Below are 17,191 nucleotides of genomic sequence, written 5' to 3'. Positions count from 1 at the left end.
GTGGCGACAACGAGCAAGCAGCTCTTCAAGATCCTGGACGGGCTCGCCGAGGCGCAGCGGTCGTCCGGGCAGCAGTACGACTCGTTCCGCGTGCGGGGCAAGTTGTTCGGCTACTACTGGCCGCGCACGCAGACGGTCGGGCTGAAGCAGACGCTGTCCGAGCAGCTGGCGCTGGTGGCGGAACGGCCAGAGGTGTTCGAGGTGCAGTTCACGACGGGCGGTTTCGGCTGGGTCGTGGTGTACCTCGAAGGCATCGAGGCGGACGAGATGAAGGAACTGGTCTTCGAGGCGTGGCGGTTGTCGGCGCCGGAGGAGCTCGTTGCCCAGGTGCCGGATCTCGCGCTGTGACCAGGGTCAAGTTCGAGCTGCCCGCTGACGATCTCGGGCGTGCGACGGCCTTCTACCGCGATGTGTTCGGGTGGTCGGCGCAGCAGTTGCCGTTCGACTACGTGCTCGTCGACACCGAAGGTGAGCCCGTCGACGTCGGCGATGCCGACGGCGGGATCTCCCCGCGGACCGAGTTCGTGCAGGGGCCTGTGCTGATCATCGACGTGCCCAGCGTCGACGAGGTGGCGCGGAAGGTCGAGGAAGCCGGCGGCGTGGTGCTCAACGCCAAGGAACGCGTGGGTGACTTCGGGTTCTCGCAGTACGTGAAGGACAGCGAGGGCAGCGTGCTGTGCCTGTGGGAGTCGATTCAGGACTGACGGCGCAGAGCCAGCGACGAGCCGTCCGCGAACGTCAGCCTGACGACCGGGCGCACGGGCAGACTTGCTCCCACGTAAGGGGTTTCCAACGACCGCACGGCACCGCTGGGGATCTCCGCGAACGTGGTGAACACGCTGGAAGGCTTGGCCTCGAACAGACGCGTCGGGTAGACCACGGCCACGCGCTGGTCGCTCACCGCCAGCCGGGCGTTGCCGCGGCTGAAGGCGAAGTGGTCCGCCAGAGACACGGCGAGGCACGAGGCAGCAGGCGCGTCGACCCAGTAGCCGAGCGTCGGATCGTCGGTCCAGTCCCGCGGTGACGGGGGAGCGGGCAACGGCCACCGCTGCCTGTCCAGTTCCAGTGCGGGCATCGGGCTCGAAGCGACGAGAGGCAGCCGCACCTCGCCGCCGACGACGCCGCCCACGTAACCGATGATCGGGGGCAGGCCGAGCACCAGGCGTTCGCCGGGGCGCAGCCAGAACTTCGTCAGCTCCGAGACGACCACCTCGTCGTCCGCGACGGCAGGGTTCTCCAGCAGGAACTCGAAGCCCGAGCCGTCCACGAACGTCACGCGGCCAGGCTCCACCGACGCGATCTGTGCGCGCGAGAACTCGCACACGATCCGGTAGTCCGGCACCTCGACCGGCTCGCCCTCCACGTGTTCGCCGTACTTCCTGCGGTTGTCGGCGAGGATCTTGCCGACCTCGCGGCCGAACCCGATCGCCTTGCCCAGGAAAGACTTCTCCTCGACAGCAGGCGAAGGCAAGGGACGCTCGGCGATCACCAGCCGAGTGGACGTCAACGCCCACAACCGATCCACGCGCTTGCCGGGCTCGAACCGCGCCATCGCCGAAGCGGCCAGCGAAGCAGAAGAAGGCCCGAACACCAGGTGATCGGCGGCCGGGGCCTTGTCGTCGCCCGAGTCGCCACCGCCGCCCAGCACCGTCAGCGCGAAGTCGCCCACGCCACGGCCCACCGCGGAAGCCCCGCGGGCGAACCGCGAACGGCCCGGTGCGCCGAGCTGGTCGAGGCCGTCGACGGCGTAGTAGAAGGTCCGCCGGTACATCGCCCACACCAGCGCCTCGCCCGCCCGGCAGACCTGCTGCCGGGCGACGTGGCCGGGGCCCAGGGGCTCCGCGAAGATCACTCGTACTCGAATCCCCGGTTCATGGCGTCAGCGCGGTCCTCGTCGGAGGACGGGTCCTGACCCTTGTTGTAGCCGTACTTGATGCCCTGCTCGACGGCGAGACCGGGAGCATTCTCCATGATCCCGTTGGTGATGGCGGTCGGTACGTGGGTTGTGCCGCTCAGGCCCGCCGTGCGCAGGCCCGCCTCGGTGAGGTTCGTCGTCAGCGAGTCCGCGCCGGCGCCGTCGACGCCGAACCGGCCGGCGAAGCGGTTGCCGGTCTTGGACGCCATCGTCGCGGGGTCGGCCTTCGTGACGATCTTGGCCAGCGGGTTGGCGTCGATCTTGCGCATGACCCACTTCTCGGCCATGTTGCCCTCGCGCAGGCCCTCTGCCTTCTCGACGAGCTTGCGGAGCGGTCCCTTGCGCAGCGCCTGCAGCAGGTCCTCGAGCTTGTCGATCAACGGCTTGAGCTTGCCGAGCAGCTGCTTCACCTTGAGGCCCAGGCGTGCCATCGTGCCGCCGACCTGGGCGGTGGTGGCGACGCCCGCGGCGGCCATCGAGGCACCGGCGGTGATCCACGAGGCGGCCAGTGCGGCCAGCCACTCGATGATCAGGCCCATGACCAGCTCTTGCAGGATGTCGATGCAGATCTCGACGAACGCGTCGAACAGGTCGGCGGCGAGCTCCAGCATCTGCTGCAGGCCGCGGATCTCGTTCGAGAACGCCTCCGCGCCCGCGCCGAACTCGTCCATCTGCTTGCGGAACTTGTCGCCCGCCTGCCCGGTCCACGGCTCCGAAGTCGCGGCGGCACGGGTCTTCTCGTGCTCACCGGTCTGCTTCACCCAGTCCGCGACCTTGCCCCAGCCGGTGCCGGTGCTGCGCATCTGCTCGGGGTCGCCGATCGCGGGTTCGAGCACGAGCTCGACGATCGGGCTGATCACGATGCCGATCAGGAACCCGAGGCCGTTGTCGATGAACGACTGGCCGGGGCTCATCACGAACCGCAGCTGCTCCATGCGCGCGTTGACCGCCGCGATGGCGACGTCCGGCGGGCTGCCGGCGCGGGAGATGTCCCCGCTCGTGCTCATCCACGAGCTGCCATAGCCCACGTTCTGCTCGAAGTCGCTCTTGCGGTTGCCGTTGCCCGCGCTGTTCAGGTCTGCCAACGAACCCGGGCCGCCACTGCCGAACTGCCGCAGCCCTTGTTGGATCGCGTCCTCGACGTCGCGGTACGTCTGCGCCGTCTGGTCGGTGCGCTCGGCCACGCCCTCCAGGAAACCCTTGGCCTTGTTGGCCATCTCCTGGCATTCCTGAAGGCCCTCGAAGTACTTGAACGCCATGAGCTCGCCGAGCGGACCGAAGCAGTCGTCGCTCACGCGTGCCTGGTCGAGCAGGGTCGCCAGCTGTCCGAAGTGGCCCGCGGCCTCCCGCGAACCCTGGCCGTGCGCCGTCAGCGCACCGCCCTGCACCTGGAATCCCGTCATGCCCCCATCACCTCAGGATCGAGTTGCCGCCGAAGTCGTCATCGTCTGAGACCGGCCTCGGCCTCGGACGGTTCCCGGCAGGCGGTGCGGGCGGCATCACGTTCTGCGTCATGTTCTGCGGCACGGTCGGCGCCGCATGAGGTGCGGGAGCCTCCGGCATCATCACGGCCGAGTGCGCGCTGAACGCGTCCTTGAACCGCTCGGCCTGATCACCCAGCACCGGCGTCGCGGTGTCCTGCAACGCCTGCGCGGCCTGCTGCGTCGCCGCCCTGATGGTGGCGAGGATCTCCTGCTGCAGCTGCGTGTGGCTGTACTTCATCGCATTAGGACTGAGCTGCAACCCCAGCACCGCCCCCGACGGCGCGACGGTCACGGTGACGGAGCCGTCGCCGCTGCGAGCCTGGCCGCGCAGTTCCGCGATCTTGTCCTTGAGCTGGCCCGCTCTGGCGGCCTGCTCCTGGAACGCGCGGATCTTCTGCTCGATCTGTGCCCTTCTGTCCGGCACGGCGACCCCTTCCCCAGTGTCTGAACAGGTCGCTCACCACGCTAGCAACGCGGTCTGACACCTCGCTGACGCTTCAGCGGAAGAGGATTCGGGTGATCTCCGTGTCCGTTGCGCGGCCCTCGTCGTAGGCGCCCTCGCCCTTGAGGTTGTTCATGATCGCGAGCGTGTACCGAGCGTCCTGCCCGACGAACCCGACCGAGTTCATCACCCAGCCGCCCTCTTCCTCCGACCAGCCGTTCTTCGCGCCGGAGTCCGGTCCCCAGACGCCCCACTGCTGCACGGTGCCGACCTGGCGCATCTGCCCGACGATGTACTCGCGGTCGTCGGCGGGGACGGTGTCGAGGATGTAGTTCATCAGGCGGTCGAGGTCGTTCGCGGTGCACTTCTCGAAGCCCCAGTACGGGAATGTGGCCGTATATCCCTTTTGTGGCACCAAATCGGTCATTCCGTACTTGCCGAACGCCGCGTTGAACGTCGTGCCGTTGTACTTCTTCCACAACGAGTCCGCCGCGTCGTCGTCGGACGTGTGCAGCATCGCGTTCATCAGCTTGCGGTCGTCGCTGCTCAGCTTGATCTTGCCGGCGCGGTGGCGCTCCAACAGGTTCACGACCATTGCGAGCTTGATCGTGGACGCGGTCCACGTCATGTCGCCCGCGTGGTCGTTGCGCCAGGTCGCCCCGTTCTTGCGGTCGCGCAGCACGAAACCCACGGTTCCCGGCCTGGTCTCGGCGTAGTCCTGGGCGGCCTTGAGGCGCTTCTGGAAGTCGCACTCGAACCCGCTGTCGGGCAGCGGGCAGACCTCGGGCGTCGCGACGAGAGGCGCTGCCGCGGGGGTGTGGGACGGCGGTTGTGTGCGTGCGGCGGCGGGAGGTTCCGCCGTCACTGCGTGGCCACATGCCGTGAGGGCAAGCGCGCACGCAACAAGGATCGGACGGAGCATGCGCCGCACGCTAATGGCTCCGATCGGAGGTAGTCGACCGCCATACGGACGCGTTGATCACGAAAAGGTTAAGTCAAAGATGTTTGACACGGTGTCCGTTTCGCTTTACCTTGGTGATGTCAGGTTTCTTTGACATCAGGAGCGGGACCATGGCGTTCGAGGAGAAGCGGGCGTGGGCCTTGGCGGTCATCGCCGTGGCTGGTTACGCCGTGTATGTCGTGCTTGTCCTGACTGGAGCGGCAGGCCGTTCGCTGGTCGAGGCCCCGTACATCAGTGCGATGTTGTGGACGATCTCACTCGGGATCGTCGCCGGCATCGTGTCGGGCATCTGGTTCGGCATCGCCTCGCGGGGCGACGGGTTGCAGGCCGACGAACGGGACCGCGAGATCGGCCGGATCGGCGACGGCATCGGTCAGTCGTTCGTCGTCATCGGCGGTATGTCCGCGATGGCGCTCGCGATGCTCGAGGCGCCGTACTTCTGGATCGCCAACGTGCTCTACCTGTGCTTCGTGCTGTCCGCGGTGCTGGGCTCGCTGGCGAAGATCATGTTCTACCAGCGGGGGATGGCGTGAAGCCGACGAAGGTCACGAACTCCATCCGCGCCCTGCGGTTCGCGCACGGCGAGATGAAGCAGGCCGATCTCGCCACGGCCATCGGCGTGACGCGGCAGACGCTGATCGCCATCGAGCAGGGCAAGTACTCGCCCTCGCTGGAAGTGGCCTTCAAGATCGCGCGTGTGTTCAAGGTGTCGCTAGAAGACGTGTTCCAGTACCCCGAGGAGGAAGAGCTGTGAAGGCTGTCGTGCAACGAAGATACGGATCGGCGGTGTTCGGTGACCTCGATGTGCCTGTGCCTGGGAAGGGCGAGGTTCTGCTGGAGGTGCGGGCGGCGGGCGTCGACATGGGTGTCTGGCACCTGCTCACCGGCAAGCCGTACCTGCTGCGGTTCCTCGGTTTCGGGTTCCGCGGGCCGAAGTCCCCGGTGCCGGGACGGGACGTCTCCGGTGTCGTGACGGAGATCGGGCCTGACGTGACCGGGTTCGAGGTCGGCGACGAGGTGTTCGGCACGTGCGAGGGGTCGTTCGCCGAACACGCAGTCGCGCCGGTCTCACGGCTCGCGCGCAAGCCGCAGGGAATCTCGTTCACCGAGGCGGCCGCGATGCCGATCTCGGGCGGGACCGCGCTGGAGGGACTGCGCGGAGTCCGGGCGGGGCAACGGGTTCTGGTGCTCGGCGCCGGTGGCGGCGTCGGATCGTACGGAGTCCAGATCGCGAAAGCCCATGGTGCACACGTGACAGCGGTGTGCAGCACGCGCAAGGTCGAGCTGGCCAGGTCGCTGGGCGCCGACGAGGTCTTCGACTACACGGTCGCGGACTTCACTGGCACGTTCGACCTGATCCTCGACTGCGGTGGCGCCAGGCCGTTGTCCAGGCTGCGCAAGGCGACGAACGAGGGCGGCCGGATCGTGCTGGTCGGCGCGGAGACCGGGGGATCGATCACGGGAGGATTCCACAAGTCGCTCGGCGCGTTGTTCCTGAACCCGTTCTCGTCCAGGAAGTTCGTCCCGTTGATGGCGAAGGAACTCGGCGTCGTCTTCGACGAGCTGCGTGTCATGGTCGAGGCAGGCACGCTGAAAGCCGCGGTGGGCGAGGTCTTCCCGCTGTCCGAAGCACTGAACGCGGTGGACCACGTCTACTCGCGACGGTCGGTCGGCAAGACGGTCGTCGCGATCTGACCACCCACCACCACGGTCGTCACGTGGTGCAACGCCGTGATGTCCCGCATGGGATCTCCTTGCACGGCAATGATGTCAGCATCCCAGCCAGGCTTCAGCACGCCCTTGCTGACGTTCAGCGCCTTCGCCGCCTGGCTGGTGGCACTCGCGAGCGCGACCGCGTTCGGGACGCCCGCCTCGATCATGTGACCGAGGGCGTGGGCCGTGATCCCGTGCGGCTTGCCCGCGCCGATCCCGCCATCGGTGCCGGACACCGCCCGGACGCCGTGGTCGTGCATGCGGCCCACGATGTCCAGCTTCGCCGGAATGCTCATCCCGGCCCGTTCGAACGCCTCCATGACGTGCGGCGGCGGATCCTGCGTGTTGCCGAGGGTGTGGCAGACGGCGATGTCCGCCTCGGCGAGCGCGTCCATCAGTTCCACCGGCATCCGCATGCCTCGATCGGTGAGGCACGAGCAGTGCTCGATGCCGTCCACGCCCGCGGCCACGGCCCGTTGGATCGCGGCGAGACTGTGCGCGTGGGCGGTCACCGGCAGGCCGTGGGAGTGGGCTTCCTCCACGACCACACGGAGTTCGTGTTCGGTGAACTGGCAGTCGTCGACGGCGGTACCGGGCGTCGCGAACCCGCCGCTGGCCATGATCTTGACGACGTCGGCCTGCCGTTCGGCCCGTTCACGCACGGCACCGCGGAGCGCGTCGTCGCCGCTGGTCTCACCGCCCATCGACCAGCAGTGGCCGCGCGGACAGGTGATGGGCGGGCCGGAGGCGAGGACGCGCTGACGGTGCCTGGAGCGTTGGTCGAGCACCGACCACCGCCGGTCGCCGAGGTCGCGGACGGTGGTCACCCCGGCCCGCAATTGACGGTCGAGGCTGTCCTTGATGACCGCGTCCAGGTGTTCGGCGGTGAACTCGGGCAGCCGGTCCAGCGCGCCGTTCTCGCTGTCCGCGCCCAGGTGGACGTGGGTGTCGATCAGTCCGGGCAGGACGGTGGCGGTGCCGAGATCGACGACCTCGGCACCGGCGACGTCCGGATGCCCCTGCTCGACGGCCTTGATCGTCCCGTTCTCGGTGATGACCGTGACGGGTCCGGCGATCGACCGCTCACCGTCGAACGCACGCCCTGCCCGCAGCGCCAGCATCGGCACATTCTGAGCGCCACATGCTGGGAAAGCAATGGTCAGCGTGCGTGCGGCAGGGGGGTGAACTCGTCGACCTGCGGCAGGTCGTGCCCGAGCCGGTCGCGCTTCGCGGTCAGGTAGGCGATGTTGTGGGCGTTGGGCGTCATCAACGACGGCACGCGCGCCGTCACCGAAATTCCGTGGGACTCCAGCGCCGCGATCTTGTCCGGGTTGTTGGACATCAGGCGCACGGACTGCACGCGCAGATGCTTGAGCACGCGAGCCGCGGGGGAGTAGTCGCGCACGTCCACGGGCAGACCGAGCGACGTGGCCGAGTCCAACGTGTCCAGTCCGGCGTCCTGCAGCACGTGCGTGCGAATCTTCGACACCAAACCGATTCCGCGTCCCTCGTGCCCACGCAGGTACACGAGGATGCCGCTGCCTTCACGCACGATGGTGTTCAACGCGGCGTCGAGTTGCTCGCCGCACTCACAGCGCATGGCGGCGAAGATGTCTCCGGTCATGCACTCGGAGTGGATGCGCACCAGGACGTTCTCGCGCAGCTTCGTCTTGCCGTAGACGAGAGCCATGTGCTCGTGACCGTCCGCTCGGAACGCGACTGCGCGGAAGGTGCCACGGCGGGTCACCAGGTCGGACTCCGCAACGTCTTCCTCGGTGAAGGCCTCTTCGAACATCTCCGGTCCCCTTGTCACCAGGCGCCTTCCGAACGTGCAGCTACGCTCGGATGGAGTCGCACCGTAACCCGACCGCACAGCGGAGGTCACCCTGTTCAGCATCACCGTCCGCGATCACGTGATGATCGCCCACAGTTTCCGCGGCGAGGTCTTCGGTCCGGCACAACGTCTGCATGGAGCAACGTTCCTGGTGGACGCAACGTTCAAACGTGCCGAGCTCGATTCGGACAACATCGTCGTCGACATCGGACTCGCGACCCAGGAGCTCAACAAGGTCCTGGCCGCCTTCAACTACCGCAATCTGGACGAAGAACCCCAGTTCGCGGGCATCAACACGTCCACGGAGTGGCTCGCGAAGCACATCGCGGACCAGCTCGCGGACAAGATTTCCGAGGGTGCTCTGGGTGAGGGCGCTCACGGGATAGATGCGATCGCCGTCACACTTCACGAGTCGCATGTGGCGTGGGCCGGCTACGAACGTGCACTTCGTCCTTCCGGCTGACGTCGGGGATCCGGGCAGTCCCAGCGGCGGCAACGTCTACGACCTGCGCGTGAGCGCGGGCCTGACCAGACTGACCGTCGCTGGTGACTGGCCGCGTCCGAGCGACACCACCGCGTTGTCGCAAACGCTTGCGGCGATCCCCGACGGTGATGTGGTGCTCCTCGACGGCCTGGTCAGCTGCGGAGTACCTGAAGTCGTCGTCCCTCACGCCCAACGGCTCAGGCTCGCTGTGCTCGTCCACCTGCCATTGGCCGACGAGACAGGTCTCGACCCCGAGACCGCCCGCGACCTCGACACCAGGGAAGGCCAGGTCCTGAGGGCCGCGAGGGCGGTCATCGCGACCAGTCCGACGGCCGCGCGGGACGTCGAGCGGCGGCACGGCCTCGACCACGTCCACGTCGTCGTCCCCGGCACCGATCCGGCGCCACGGGCACGTGGCACGGACGGCGTCCACCACCTGCTCTGCGTCGCGTCCGTCACACCCCGCAAAGGCCACGACCTGCTGGTCGGAGCGTTGCGGCGGATCGAACGCGACTGGCGGCTGACGTGCGTCGGCCCACACCGGCCGTTCCTGCGCGAACTCCCGCGCGACGACCGCGTCAGCTTCCCCGGACCACTCATCGGCGAGGCCCTGACCAGCGCATACGACAGTGCGGACCTCTTCGTGCTGGCCTCTCGGAACGAGACCTACGGCATGGTCGTCACCGAGGCGCTCGCCCACGGTCTGCCGGTCATCGCGAGCGCGGTCCCGGACGCACTCGGCGACGGCGGTCTGCTCATTCCCGCCGGGGACGAAAATGCATTGGAAGCTGCACTAACGCGCTGGTTCCAAGATCAAGATTTCCGGGCCGACTTGCGCTCGAGGTCGCTCGCCCGGCGGGCCATTCTGTCCACATGGGACGAATCCACAGAGGACCTCCGGAGGGTGCTGGCTACGCTCCGGCCATGACCTTCGCCCCGGAATGGCTGGCACTGCGCGAAATCGCCGACGCACAGGCACGCTCGACCGAGCTCGCCGACGTGGTCCGCGAAACTCTGGTGAACCGAAACCCCCTGACGATCCGTGACCTCGGTTGTGGAACGGGATCGATGGGACGATGGCTCGCCGGGAGGCTCGGCGGCGTACAGCACTGGGTGCTGCACGACCGCGACCCCCGGCTGCTCGGGCTGGCGGAGGCCGGCATGAGCGCCTTCGAGAACGTCACCGTCGAGACGCGTGAGGGCGACCTCACGTCCCTCGAAGCCGCCGACATCGCGGGCGCTGACCTGGTCACTTGCTCCGCTTTGCTCGACTTGCTCACTACTAACGAGATGAACGCTCTGGCGGTTGCATGCGTAGAAGCACATGTGCCCGCTCTGTTCACGCTCTCGGTGGCAGGCCGGATCGACATCGATCCGGCCGAGCCGCTCGACGCCGCCTTCCAGGACGCGTTCAACGCTCACCAGCGTCGCGTCGTGGACGGGCGCCGTCTGCTCGGACCTGATGCTCCCGCCGCTGCCGAAGAGGCGTTCGTGGCAGCCGGCGCTTCGGTTCGGACGGCCCAGAGCCCCTGGCGGATGCAGGGCGACGCCCTGCAGTCCGAGTGGCTCAAGGGCTGGGTCGACGCCGCGGTGGAGCAGGAACCCGCACTCGCCACCGAGGCCTCCGAGTACCTGCGCCGCAGGTCAACGGCCTCCGTGACGGTCCACCACGTCGATCTGCTGGCAATACCTGGAGCTGCATGATGAAGAAGTTCTGGCCGTGGCTTCGCCTGGTGCTGGCGTTGGGCATCCTGGTCGCGCTGGGCGTACGCCTGGGCACCGGGGCGTTCCTCGACGGACTGCGCGCGATCGACGCGTTCTCCGTCGCCGCCGCACTGGCGATCGGGCTCGTGACGACGGTGCTCAGCGCGGGTCGCTGGGTCCTCGTCGCGCGCCGCCTCGGCCTGCCGCTGACCCTGAAGTCCGCGGTCAGCGACTACTACCGCGCCCAGCTCGTCAACGCCGTGCTGCCCGCCGGCGTGCTCGGCGACGTGCACCGCGCGGTCAACCACGGCCGTGAGTCGGGCGACGTCGGACGGGGCGTGCGCGCCGTGTTCTTCGAGCGCTTCGCCGGTCAGATCGTGCTCATCGGGATCGGGCTCGCGGTGCTGCTCACGCACCCCGCGCCCGGCCTCGACCTCGCGCCGGACGGCACCACCGCCGGGCTCGTTCTCGCCGGTCTGGCCGTCGCCGCGATCGTCGGCTGGCAGATCGGGCCGGTGCGCCGCGTCCTGGTCCACACCCTCGCCGACGGCATCAGGCTGCTGTCCTTCCGGACCTGGCCCGCCGTCATCGGACTGTCGGCCGCCACGGTCGCGGGCTACGTCGCGATGTTCCTGGTGGCCGCCCGCGCCGCCGGGTCCGACGCCACGATCGCCCAGCTCGCGCCGGTCGTCGTGCTGGCGCTGCTGATCATGGCCATCCCGGTGAACATCGGGGGGTTCGGCCCGCGCGAGGCGTTCCTCGCGGTGGCGTTCGGCGCCGCCGGTCTGGGCGCCGCGCAGGGCTTCACCACCGGCATCGTCTACGGCGTGCTGGCGCTCATCGCCGCGCTGCCCGGTGCGGTCGTGCTCTTCCTGTCACGCCGGAAGACCGAAGAGGTCCAGGTAGTGACGGAACGACTCGGCCAGCCCCGCGAGCAGGAGCTCGCCCTTGCGCGCTGACGCGAGCGACGGCCGCCCGATGACGCCGGAGGACGTGTACGGCGCCAGACCCCGGGTAAGCATGTGTCGCCTGTCCTCCGCCAGGTGGTCAGAGGTCTCGTAGCCAGGACGGATCAGATCGGGGTGGGCGTGCAGCAGGATCGAGGTCTCCAGTTCGCCCGCGTGCATGTCGCTGTACGCCGAGGTCTCGATGCCGGCCTTCTCCCGCGCGAACGCCCAGTCGTCCCGTCCGGGGAACAACGCCAGACCCTCGCCCTCCTGCACGATGTTCGACAGCACGTAGTTGCCGCCGTGGCCGTTGACCAGCACCACGTTCGTGACACCGTTGCGCCGCAAGGACTCCGCGATGTCCGTGACCACTGAGATCAGCGTGCGTGCGGAGATGCTGACGGTCCCCGGCCAGTCGGCGTGCTCCTGCGAGCACGAGAACTGGACGGGCGGCAGCAGCCGGACCGGATACCTCGCCGCGATCTCCGACGCGATGGTCCACGCGATCACCGAGTCGGTGGCCAGCGGCAGGTGCGGGCCGTGCTGTTCGGTGCTGCCGATCGGGAGCACGGCCACACTCATGCCGCGGACGTCGACCGTGGTGTCACTCGGAAACATGCGCTTGACCGTAGTCAATCCGGTGGCACAGCGCCGGAATCTCGCCGTCGGCCAGCCTCGGCATCACGTCCGGGAGCTCCTCGAACGCGCTGTGCCCGGTGATCAGCGCGTCGAACCTGTCGTCGGCCAGCAGATCGAGCGCGACCGCCATGCGTTCGGCGTAGCTGCGGTCGGGACGGCCGACCGTGCCGACCTGGCTGCTGCGGATCGTGAGCCGGCGCGAGTGGAAGAACTCGCCCAGCGGCACGGAGATCTTCCTGTCGCCGTACCAGCTCAGCTCGATCACGCGGCCCTCCGGCGCGAGCAGGTTCAGAGCGGTGGTGAGGCCGGGCTCGGTCGCACTGGCGTGGAAGACCAGATCGCATCCGTCGAGAGCGTTGCCCGGCAAGGCGAACCCGACACCGAGCTTCCGGGCGATCTCCTCGCGCGCGGGGTCGGCGTCCACGAGCTCGACGCGGGCACCGGGGAACGTCGCCAGCACGGCCGCGATGCTCGACCCGACCATGCCTCCGCCGACCACCGCGATCCGGTCACCGATCAGCGGACGCGCGTCCCACACGGCGTTGACCGCCGTCTCGACGGTGCCCGCCAGCACCGCCCGTTCGGCCGGAACCGCGTCGGGCACGAGCGTGACCGAGGTTTCCGGGACCACGTAACGAGTCTGATGTGGATAGAGGCAGAACACCGTGCGCCCGCTCAGGTCGCCGGTTTCCACGACGCCGACGTTGAGGTACCCGTACTTCACCGGCCACGGGAAGTCGCCCTCCTGGAACGGCGCCCGCATGACCGCGTACTGGTTCTCCGGCACGCCGCCGCGGAACACGAGCGTCTCCGTGCCGCGGCTGACGCCGGAGAACAGCGTGCGCACCTCGACCTCACCGGGACCGGGCTCGGCCAGTGTGACCTGCCGAACTTCCCCTTTTCCCGAATCATTGAGCCAAAAAGCACTCGCCGTACGTGTCACTCACAACACCTCCGCCGCACGAAGTTCGTTAGGGGCACCTGATGATCACACTTCAGCACACCAGGACGGCACCCGTCCTCCGGGAGCCTGCCATCTGGGCGGGACTTCAGGTCCTCGCGCTGGGCGTGGTCGCTGCCACAACCGGTCTCGGGCCGCTCGGCTGGGCCGCCGGTCTGGCCTACGGGTTCGCCACGTGGGCGTTCCTCGGCTACGGCATGCAACGCCACCGCACCTCGGCGTTGGGACCGGCTGACCGGGTCACGCTGGCCCGCGGCCTGATGGTCGGCGCGGTCACCGCGCTGGTCGCCGATCGCGCAGGGCAGGACGTGCCGGTCGCGCTGGTCGTGACGCTCGCGGCCGTCGCGTTGTCACTCGACTGGGTGGACGGTCAGGTCGCTCGCCGCACGGGCACCTCGACCGCGCTGGGCGCCCGGTTCGACATGGAGGTCGACGCGTTCCTCATCCTCGTGCTCAGCGCGTACGTCGCCGTGCACATGGGTCCGTGGGTGCTCGCGATCGGGCTCATGCGGTACGTGTTCGTGGCTGCTTCCTGGCGTTTGCGCTGGATGAACGCACCGCTGCCGGCCAGCTACGCCCGCAAGGTCGTGGCCGCGGTCCAAGGGATCTTCCTCGTCGTGGCGGCCTCTGGCCTGCTGCCGTACGCGGGCGTCCTCGTCGGTCTCGCGCTGGCATCGTTGGTGTGGTCGTTCGGTCGCGATGTGCTCTGGCTGTGGACCAACGCCGCTGTCGCGGTGGGAGAATCCCGGCATGTCTGAGCAGACCTCGACCGCGGCGAAGATCGGCAACATCGTCGTCTGGATCCTGCAGATCGTGCTCGCCGTGCAGTTCGTGATGAACGGCTACGCGTTGTTCACCGACTCGTTCGTCGCCAAGTTCGACGACATCGGCCTCGGTCAGTGGTTCCGGTACTTCACCGGCGTGCTGGAGATCGGCACCGCGATCGGCCTGCTCATCCCGCCCATCTGCGGCCTCGCGGCGCTGGGCCTCGCGGGCATCATGGCCGGCGCGGCGCTCACCGAGTTGACCCTGGTCACCAACGGCGGCTTCGACGACGCGATGATGCCGCTGATCTTCATGGTGTGGGCGCTGGTGATCGCGGTCTACCGCCGCGAGCAGATCTTCGGTGCGCTCAAGCTCGTCAGGAAGTGACTTTCGGGAAGTAGCGGAGCACCGCGACGTCCCCGACTTTCGTGACGTCCTCCAGGTGGAATCGGCGTGCCGGTCCACCGGGGAATTCGGCGGGATTCACGAAACGCGGGGCCGTCGCCTGTCCGATCAGCATCGGTGCCACCGCCACCCGGATCTCGTCGGCCAGTCCGGCCTCGAGGAACGCCGTGTGAATGCTCGTACCGCCTTCGACCATGAGCCTTCTCACTCCGCGCGCGCCGAGATCGTCCAGGATTTCTGAAAAATCACTGAAGGTCTTCGTTTCGGCGAGGTGCCCGACCGTGGTCTCCTGGCTCCTCGAGTAGACCAGCCGTTCCCCGCCGCAGTGCCAGAACCGCAGGTCAGGGTCTAGTTGGCCACTTCGGGTGACGGTGACTCGCAACGGGAACTCGGGTTTGCCGTCCGCTATTCTCCGTGCGCGTCGTTCGTCGCTGTAGACGAGCAGTCGCGCGTTGTCGCGGCGCAACGTCTCGGCCCCGGCCAGAATCGCGTCCGACTCCGCGCGCATCCGGTCGACGTGATCGAAGTCCTCGTCGTTGGAAAGCGGAAACCTCTCGGTGCCGCGATCATCGATGTGGCCGTCGAGGCTGACGGCGACGCTCAGCAGAACGTGCGGACGGGTCACGGGATCCGATGATAGGCCAGTTGAACCGTTCGCGGGCTGTGCCGCGTTTACCTCATAGGGTCTGGAAAGGGGAACTCGGTGAGGATGTTGCTGCGGCGGACGGCCACGGTCCTGGCAGGGCTGTTCGTGTTGTTCGTGCTCATCGCGCCGAGCGACCTCGAGAAGTTCTCCTTCGAGGCGTTCCTGCGGGTGCCGCTCGAAGGCCTCATCGGTGTGCTGGTGCTGGTGCTGCTGCCGGACCGGTTCCGCAAGCCCGCCGCCATCGCCGGTGGCATCGCGCTGGGCCTGTTCACGGTCGTGAAGATCATGGACATCGGCTTCGACATGGTGCTGTACCGGCCGTTCGACCTCGTGCTGGACTGGCCGCTGCTGGTGCCCGCCATCGACTTCGTGGACGTGACGTTCGGCCGTTTCGCCTCCGTCCTGGCCGTGGGTCTCGCGGTCGCGCTGGTCGCGGGAATCGTGTTCTTGGCGGCGATCTCGGTGCAGCGCCTCAGTTCCGTGGCAGCCGGACGGCGCCCGATCGCGATCCGCGCGGTGGCTCTGCTCGCGGTCGCCTGTGTTTCGCTTGCCGTGCCCGGGGTTCCGGTCTACTCCGACGCCGCCGCCACGTCGCTGGTGGACCACGCGCGCCGCGTGCAGGCCGGTCTGAACGACAAGGAGGTGTTCGCGGCGGAGGCTTCGGTCGACGCGTTCCGCGGGCATCCCGGACTGCTGTCCTCGTTGCAGGGCAAGGACGTCGTCTTCACGTTCGTGGAGAGCTACGGCAAGTCCGCCCTCGACATGCCGGACATCGCGTCGAAGCTGGCTGATGGCAACTCACGGCTGAAGGCGGCCGGTTACTCGGCTCGTTCCGCGTACCTGACCTCGCCGACCGCCGGCGGTGGCAGCTGGATGGCGCAGGCGACGTTGCTGTCCGGGCTGTGGATCGACAACCAGCAGCGCTACCGCAACCTCGTGGCCTCCGACCGGCTGACGCTGCCGAGGGCGTTCCGCGAGTCGTCGTGGCGCTCGGTCGGTGTCGTCCCCGGCATCACGCAGGCGTGGCCGGAAGGCGACTTCTTCCACTACAACCAGATCTACGCGGCCCAGGACCTCGGCTACAAGGGACCGCGCTTCGGCTACGCGACGACCCCCGACCAGTTCACCTTGGAGTCGTTCCAACGCAACGAGCGCTCGAAGGCCCACGGCCCGGTGATGGCGGCGATCCCGATGGTGTCCTCGCACGCGCCGTGGTCACCGACGCCGGACTCCGTGGAATGGGACAAGCTGGGCGACGGCTCGATCTACTCGACCATGCCGGCCTCGAACGACCCGCCGGAGTCGATCTTCGGCCGCGACCCGGCGGCCGTGCGCGCCGACTACGCGCACTCCATCTCGTACTCGCTGGAGTCCGTGCTCTCCTACATCGAGAAGTACGGCGACGAGAACCTGGTGATGGTGTTCCTCGGCGACCACCAGCCCGCGCAGATGGTGACCGGCGAAGGAGCGTCGCGGGACGTGCCGATCACCATCGTCGCCAAGGACCCGGCCGTGATGGCCGAGGTCCAGGACTGGAAGTGGGACGACGGGATCAAGCCGGGAGGGTCGGCCCCGGTGTCGCGGATGAGCGACTTCCGGGACCAGTTCCTCTCGACCTTCAGCCCGCCCAAGGCTTAGCCCATCGTCTTCTGACCGTCGATCGTCTCGCGGATGATGTCCGCGTGGCCCGCGTGCTGCGAGGTCTCGGCGACGATGTGCACGAACACGCGCCGCGCCGACCACGTCTTGCCCTCGGGGAACCACGGGGCGGACGGCAGCGGGTGGGAGAGGTCCATGTCGACCGTCTCGACCAGCTTGTCGGTGTAGGCCGCGATCTCGTTGTAGCGGGCGATGATGCTCTCCAGCGTCTCGCCCGGCTCCATCCGGAAGTTCGCCTCGTGGTTCTCGTAGTCCGTCGACTCGGGGTCGGTCTCCATGGCCGAGGTGCCCTGCTCGATGAACTTGACCCAGCTCTCCTCGACCGACGCGACGTGCTTGATCAGGCCGCCGATGCTCAGCGCGCTGGCCGTCGGGCTCGACGCCGCCTGCTCGTCGCTCAGACCCTGCGCGGTGAACGTCAGGAACCAGCGGTGCTGCTTGAGGGTCTCGAGCAGGTCCGCGCGCTCGCCGGTGAGGGTCTCGGTGGTGGTCATCGCTTCTGTCCTTCGCTCGTTTGTCCCGACATGAAGGACTCTAGGACTACTTGAGGTCAGCTTGTGTCCTAGACGAACGGCCGCTCAAGTGAAACTTGAGCGCCGTTCAAGCGGTACGCGGCTGACCTGTGCTCACTG

22 protein-coding genes are annotated in these 17,191 nt (G+C 67.9%); 12 read left to right on the top strand and 10 right to left on the bottom strand.

All coding sequences use genetic code 11. The features are described from left to right. Together OG205_RS26185 and OG205_RS26180 are read left to right on the top strand one after the other, a co-directional pair. Positions 1–348 (top strand): MmcQ/YjbR family DNA-binding protein, encoded by a 348-nt coding sequence (locus tag OG205_RS26185; protein ID WP_330270708.1) that lies wholly within the window; start codon positions 1–3, stop codon positions 346–348. Continuing rightward, positions 345–704, top strand: a complete 360-nt coding sequence (locus OG205_RS26180; protein ID WP_330270707.1) for a VOC family protein — start codon at positions 345–347, stop codon at positions 702–704. Before OG205_RS26185 ends, OG205_RS26180 begins: the two co-directional genes overlap by 4 nt. Here OG205_RS26180 and OG205_RS26175 read toward each other — a convergent pair. From OG205_RS26175 to OG205_RS26160, 4 genes are all read right to left on the bottom strand, one after another. Then, a complete protein-coding gene (locus OG205_RS26175; protein WP_330270706.1) occupies positions 695–1,852 on the bottom strand; it encodes a hypothetical protein in 1,158 nt (385 codons plus the stop codon). The two genes, OG205_RS26180 and OG205_RS26175, sit on opposite strands and share 10 nt — an antisense overlap. Next, complete coding sequence (locus OG205_RS26170; protein WP_330270705.1) at positions 1,849–3,318, bottom strand: WXG100 family type VII secretion target; 1,470 nt, start codon at positions 3,316–3,318, stop codon at positions 1,849–1,851. Before OG205_RS26170 ends, OG205_RS26175 begins: the two co-directional genes overlap by 4 nt. A 7-nt stretch (positions 3,319–3,325) precedes the next feature. Continuing rightward, entirely contained in the window at positions 3,326–3,823 is a 498-nt protein-coding gene (locus OG205_RS26165) for a YbaB/EbfC family nucleoid-associated protein (protein ID WP_330270704.1), read from the bottom strand. A gap of 73 nt (positions 3,824–3,896) precedes the next feature. After that, on the bottom strand, positions 3,897–4,706 hold the full coding sequence (locus OG205_RS26160; protein WP_330270703.1) for a tat pathway signal sequence: 810 nt from the start codon (positions 4,704–4,706) through the stop codon (positions 3,897–3,899). Between the two features lie 206 nt (positions 4,707–4,912). Here OG205_RS26160 and OG205_RS26155 point away from each other — a divergent pair, with 206 nt between their 5' ends. Genes OG205_RS26155 through OG205_RS26145 form a run of 3 tightly spaced genes read left to right on the top strand, consistent with a single transcriptional unit; the run spans position 4,913 to position 6,497 of the window. Then, on the top strand, positions 4,913–5,335 hold the full coding sequence (locus OG205_RS26155; RefSeq protein ID WP_330270702.1) for a hypothetical protein: 423 nt from the start codon (positions 4,913–4,915) through the stop codon (positions 5,333–5,335). Positions 5,336–5,388: 53 nt separating this feature from the next. Further along, positions 5,389–5,556 (top strand): helix-turn-helix transcriptional regulator, encoded by a 168-nt coding sequence (locus OG205_RS26150; protein ID WP_330278231.1) that lies wholly within the window; start codon positions 5,389–5,391, stop codon positions 5,554–5,556. Then, on the top strand, positions 5,553–6,497 hold the full coding sequence (locus OG205_RS26145) for an NAD(P)-dependent alcohol dehydrogenase (protein ID WP_330270701.1): 945 nt from the start codon (positions 5,553–5,555) through the stop codon (positions 6,495–6,497). The genes OG205_RS26150 and OG205_RS26145 overlap by 4 nt, the downstream gene beginning before the upstream one ends. Here OG205_RS26145 and OG205_RS26140 read toward each other — a convergent pair. Both OG205_RS26140 and ribA read right to left on the bottom strand, forming a co-directional pair. Next, positions 6,455–7,636, bottom strand: coding sequence for an amidohydrolase family protein (locus tag OG205_RS26140; RefSeq protein ID WP_330270700.1), 1,182 nt, complete (start codon positions 7,634–7,636; stop codon positions 6,455–6,457). The genes OG205_RS26145 and OG205_RS26140 overlap by 43 nt on opposite strands. 38 nt (positions 7,637–7,674) lie before the next feature. Beyond that, positions 7,675–8,310 (bottom strand): GTP cyclohydrolase II, encoded by a 636-nt coding sequence (gene ribA / locus OG205_RS26135; RefSeq protein WP_330270699.1) that lies wholly within the window; start codon positions 8,308–8,310, stop codon positions 7,675–7,677. Positions 8,311–8,401: 91 nt separating this feature from the next. Between ribA and OG205_RS26130 the strand changes: the two genes are divergently transcribed. The 4 genes from OG205_RS26130 to OG205_RS26115 are packed head-to-tail and all read left to right on the top strand — an operon-like array spanning position 8,402 to position 11,496. Beyond that, a complete protein-coding gene (locus tag OG205_RS26130; RefSeq protein WP_090007950.1) occupies positions 8,402–8,812 on the top strand; it encodes a 6-pyruvoyl trahydropterin synthase family protein in 411 nt (136 codons plus the stop codon). Next, positions 8,790–9,761, top strand: coding sequence for a glycosyltransferase family 4 protein (locus OG205_RS26125; RefSeq protein ID WP_330270698.1), 972 nt, complete (start codon positions 8,790–8,792; stop codon positions 9,759–9,761). The genes OG205_RS26130 and OG205_RS26125 overlap by 23 nt, the downstream gene beginning before the upstream one ends. After that, positions 9,758–10,537: a class I SAM-dependent methyltransferase gene (locus OG205_RS26120; protein WP_330270697.1), complete on the top strand. Its 780-nt coding sequence runs from the start codon at positions 9,758–9,760 to the stop codon at positions 10,535–10,537. The genes OG205_RS26125 and OG205_RS26120 overlap by 4 nt, the downstream gene beginning before the upstream one ends. Further along, on the top strand, positions 10,534–11,496 hold the full coding sequence (locus OG205_RS26115) for a lysylphosphatidylglycerol synthase transmembrane domain-containing protein (protein ID WP_330270696.1): 963 nt from the start codon (positions 10,534–10,536) through the stop codon (positions 11,494–11,496). The genes OG205_RS26120 and OG205_RS26115 overlap by 4 nt, the downstream gene beginning before the upstream one ends. Here OG205_RS26115 and OG205_RS26110 read toward each other — a convergent pair. After that, a complete protein-coding gene (locus OG205_RS26110; RefSeq protein WP_330270695.1) occupies positions 11,413–12,102 on the bottom strand; it encodes a creatininase family protein in 690 nt (229 codons plus the stop codon). The two genes, OG205_RS26115 and OG205_RS26110, sit on opposite strands and share 84 nt — an antisense overlap. Continuing rightward, positions 12,089–13,066 carry a zinc-dependent alcohol dehydrogenase gene (locus OG205_RS26105; protein ID WP_330270694.1) on the bottom strand — a complete coding sequence of 326 codons (978 nt, stop codon included), beginning with the start codon at positions 13,064–13,066 and terminating at the stop codon, positions 12,089–12,091. The genes OG205_RS26110 and OG205_RS26105 overlap by 14 nt, the downstream gene beginning before the upstream one ends. 41 nt (positions 13,067–13,107) lie before the next feature. Here OG205_RS26105 and OG205_RS26100 point away from each other — a divergent pair, with 41 nt between their 5' ends. Next, the gene (locus tag OG205_RS26100; RefSeq protein ID WP_319977992.1) at positions 13,108–13,842 is read left to right on the top strand and encodes a CDP-alcohol phosphatidyltransferase family protein; all 735 of its coding nucleotides are present in this window, start codon (positions 13,108–13,110) and stop codon (positions 13,840–13,842) included. Continuing rightward, on the top strand, positions 13,835–14,236 hold the full coding sequence (locus OG205_RS26095; RefSeq protein ID WP_330270693.1) for a DoxX family protein: 402 nt from the start codon (positions 13,835–13,837) through the stop codon (positions 14,234–14,236). Before OG205_RS26100 ends, OG205_RS26095 begins: the two co-directional genes overlap by 8 nt. Here the strand turns inward: OG205_RS26095 and OG205_RS26090 are convergent. After that, positions 14,226–14,879 (bottom strand): RibD family protein, encoded by a 654-nt coding sequence (locus OG205_RS26090; protein WP_330270692.1) that lies wholly within the window; start codon positions 14,877–14,879, stop codon positions 14,226–14,228. The two genes, OG205_RS26095 and OG205_RS26090, sit on opposite strands and share 11 nt — an antisense overlap. 84 nt (positions 14,880–14,963) lie before the next feature. Between OG205_RS26090 and OG205_RS26085 the strand changes: the two genes are divergently transcribed. Then, complete coding sequence (locus OG205_RS26085; RefSeq protein ID WP_330278230.1) at positions 14,964–16,538, top strand: sulfatase; 1,575 nt, start codon at positions 14,964–14,966, stop codon at positions 16,536–16,538. Here OG205_RS26085 and OG205_RS26080 read toward each other — a convergent pair. After that, positions 16,535–17,053, bottom strand: coding sequence for a DinB family protein (locus tag OG205_RS26080; protein WP_330270691.1), 519 nt, complete (start codon positions 17,051–17,053; stop codon positions 16,535–16,537). The genes OG205_RS26085 and OG205_RS26080 overlap by 4 nt on opposite strands. Positions 17,054–17,191 lie beyond the last annotated feature (138 nt).

It is taken from the genome of Lentzea sp. NBC_00516 (genome assembly GCF_036346835.1).
GTDB classification, from domain to species: domain Bacteria; phylum Actinomycetota; class Actinomycetes; order Mycobacteriales; family Pseudonocardiaceae; genus Lentzea; species Lentzea sokolovensis.
This window is presented reverse-complemented; position numbering and strand designations above follow the sequence as displayed.

Coding starts and splice junctions, on each gene's coding strand:
- OG205_RS26095 (WP_330270693.1), top strand. CDS start 13,835: ATGTCTGAGCAGACCTCGACCGCGGCGAAGATCGGCAACATCGTCGTC.
- OG205_RS26085 (WP_330278230.1), top strand. CDS start 14,964: ATGTTGCTGCGGCGGACGGCCACGGTCCTGGCAGGGCTGTTCGTGTTG.
- OG205_RS26080 (WP_330270691.1), bottom strand. CDS start 17,053: ATGACCACCACCGAGACCCTCACCGGCGAGCGCGCGGACCTGCTCGAG.
- OG205_RS26110 (WP_330270695.1), bottom strand. CDS start 12,102: ATGTTTCCGAGTGACACCACGGTCGACGTCCGCGGCATGAGTGTGGCC.
- ribA (WP_330270699.1), bottom strand. CDS start 8,310: ATGTTCGAAGAGGCCTTCACCGAGGAAGACGTTGCGGAGTCCGACCTG.
- OG205_RS26140 (WP_330270700.1), bottom strand. CDS start 7,636: ATGCTGGCGCTGCGGGCAGGGCGTGCGTTCGACGGTGAGCGGTCGATC.
- OG205_RS26100 (WP_319977992.1), top strand. CDS start 13,108: ATGATCACACTTCAGCACACCAGGACGGCACCCGTCCTCCGGGAGCCT.
- OG205_RS26120 (WP_330270697.1), top strand. CDS start 9,758: ATGACCTTCGCCCCGGAATGGCTGGCACTGCGCGAAATCGCCGACGCA.
- OG205_RS26150 (WP_330278231.1), top strand. CDS start 5,389: ATGAAGCAGGCCGATCTCGCCACGGCCATCGGCGTGACGCGGCAGACG.
- OG205_RS26155 (WP_330270702.1), top strand. CDS start 4,913: ATGGCGTTCGAGGAGAAGCGGGCGTGGGCCTTGGCGGTCATCGCCGTG.
- OG205_RS26170 (WP_330270705.1), bottom strand. CDS start 3,318: ATGACGGGATTCCAGGTGCAGGGCGGTGCGCTGACGGCGCACGGCCAG.
- OG205_RS26115 (WP_330270696.1), top strand. CDS start 10,534: ATGATGAAGAAGTTCTGGCCGTGGCTTCGCCTGGTGCTGGCGTTGGGC.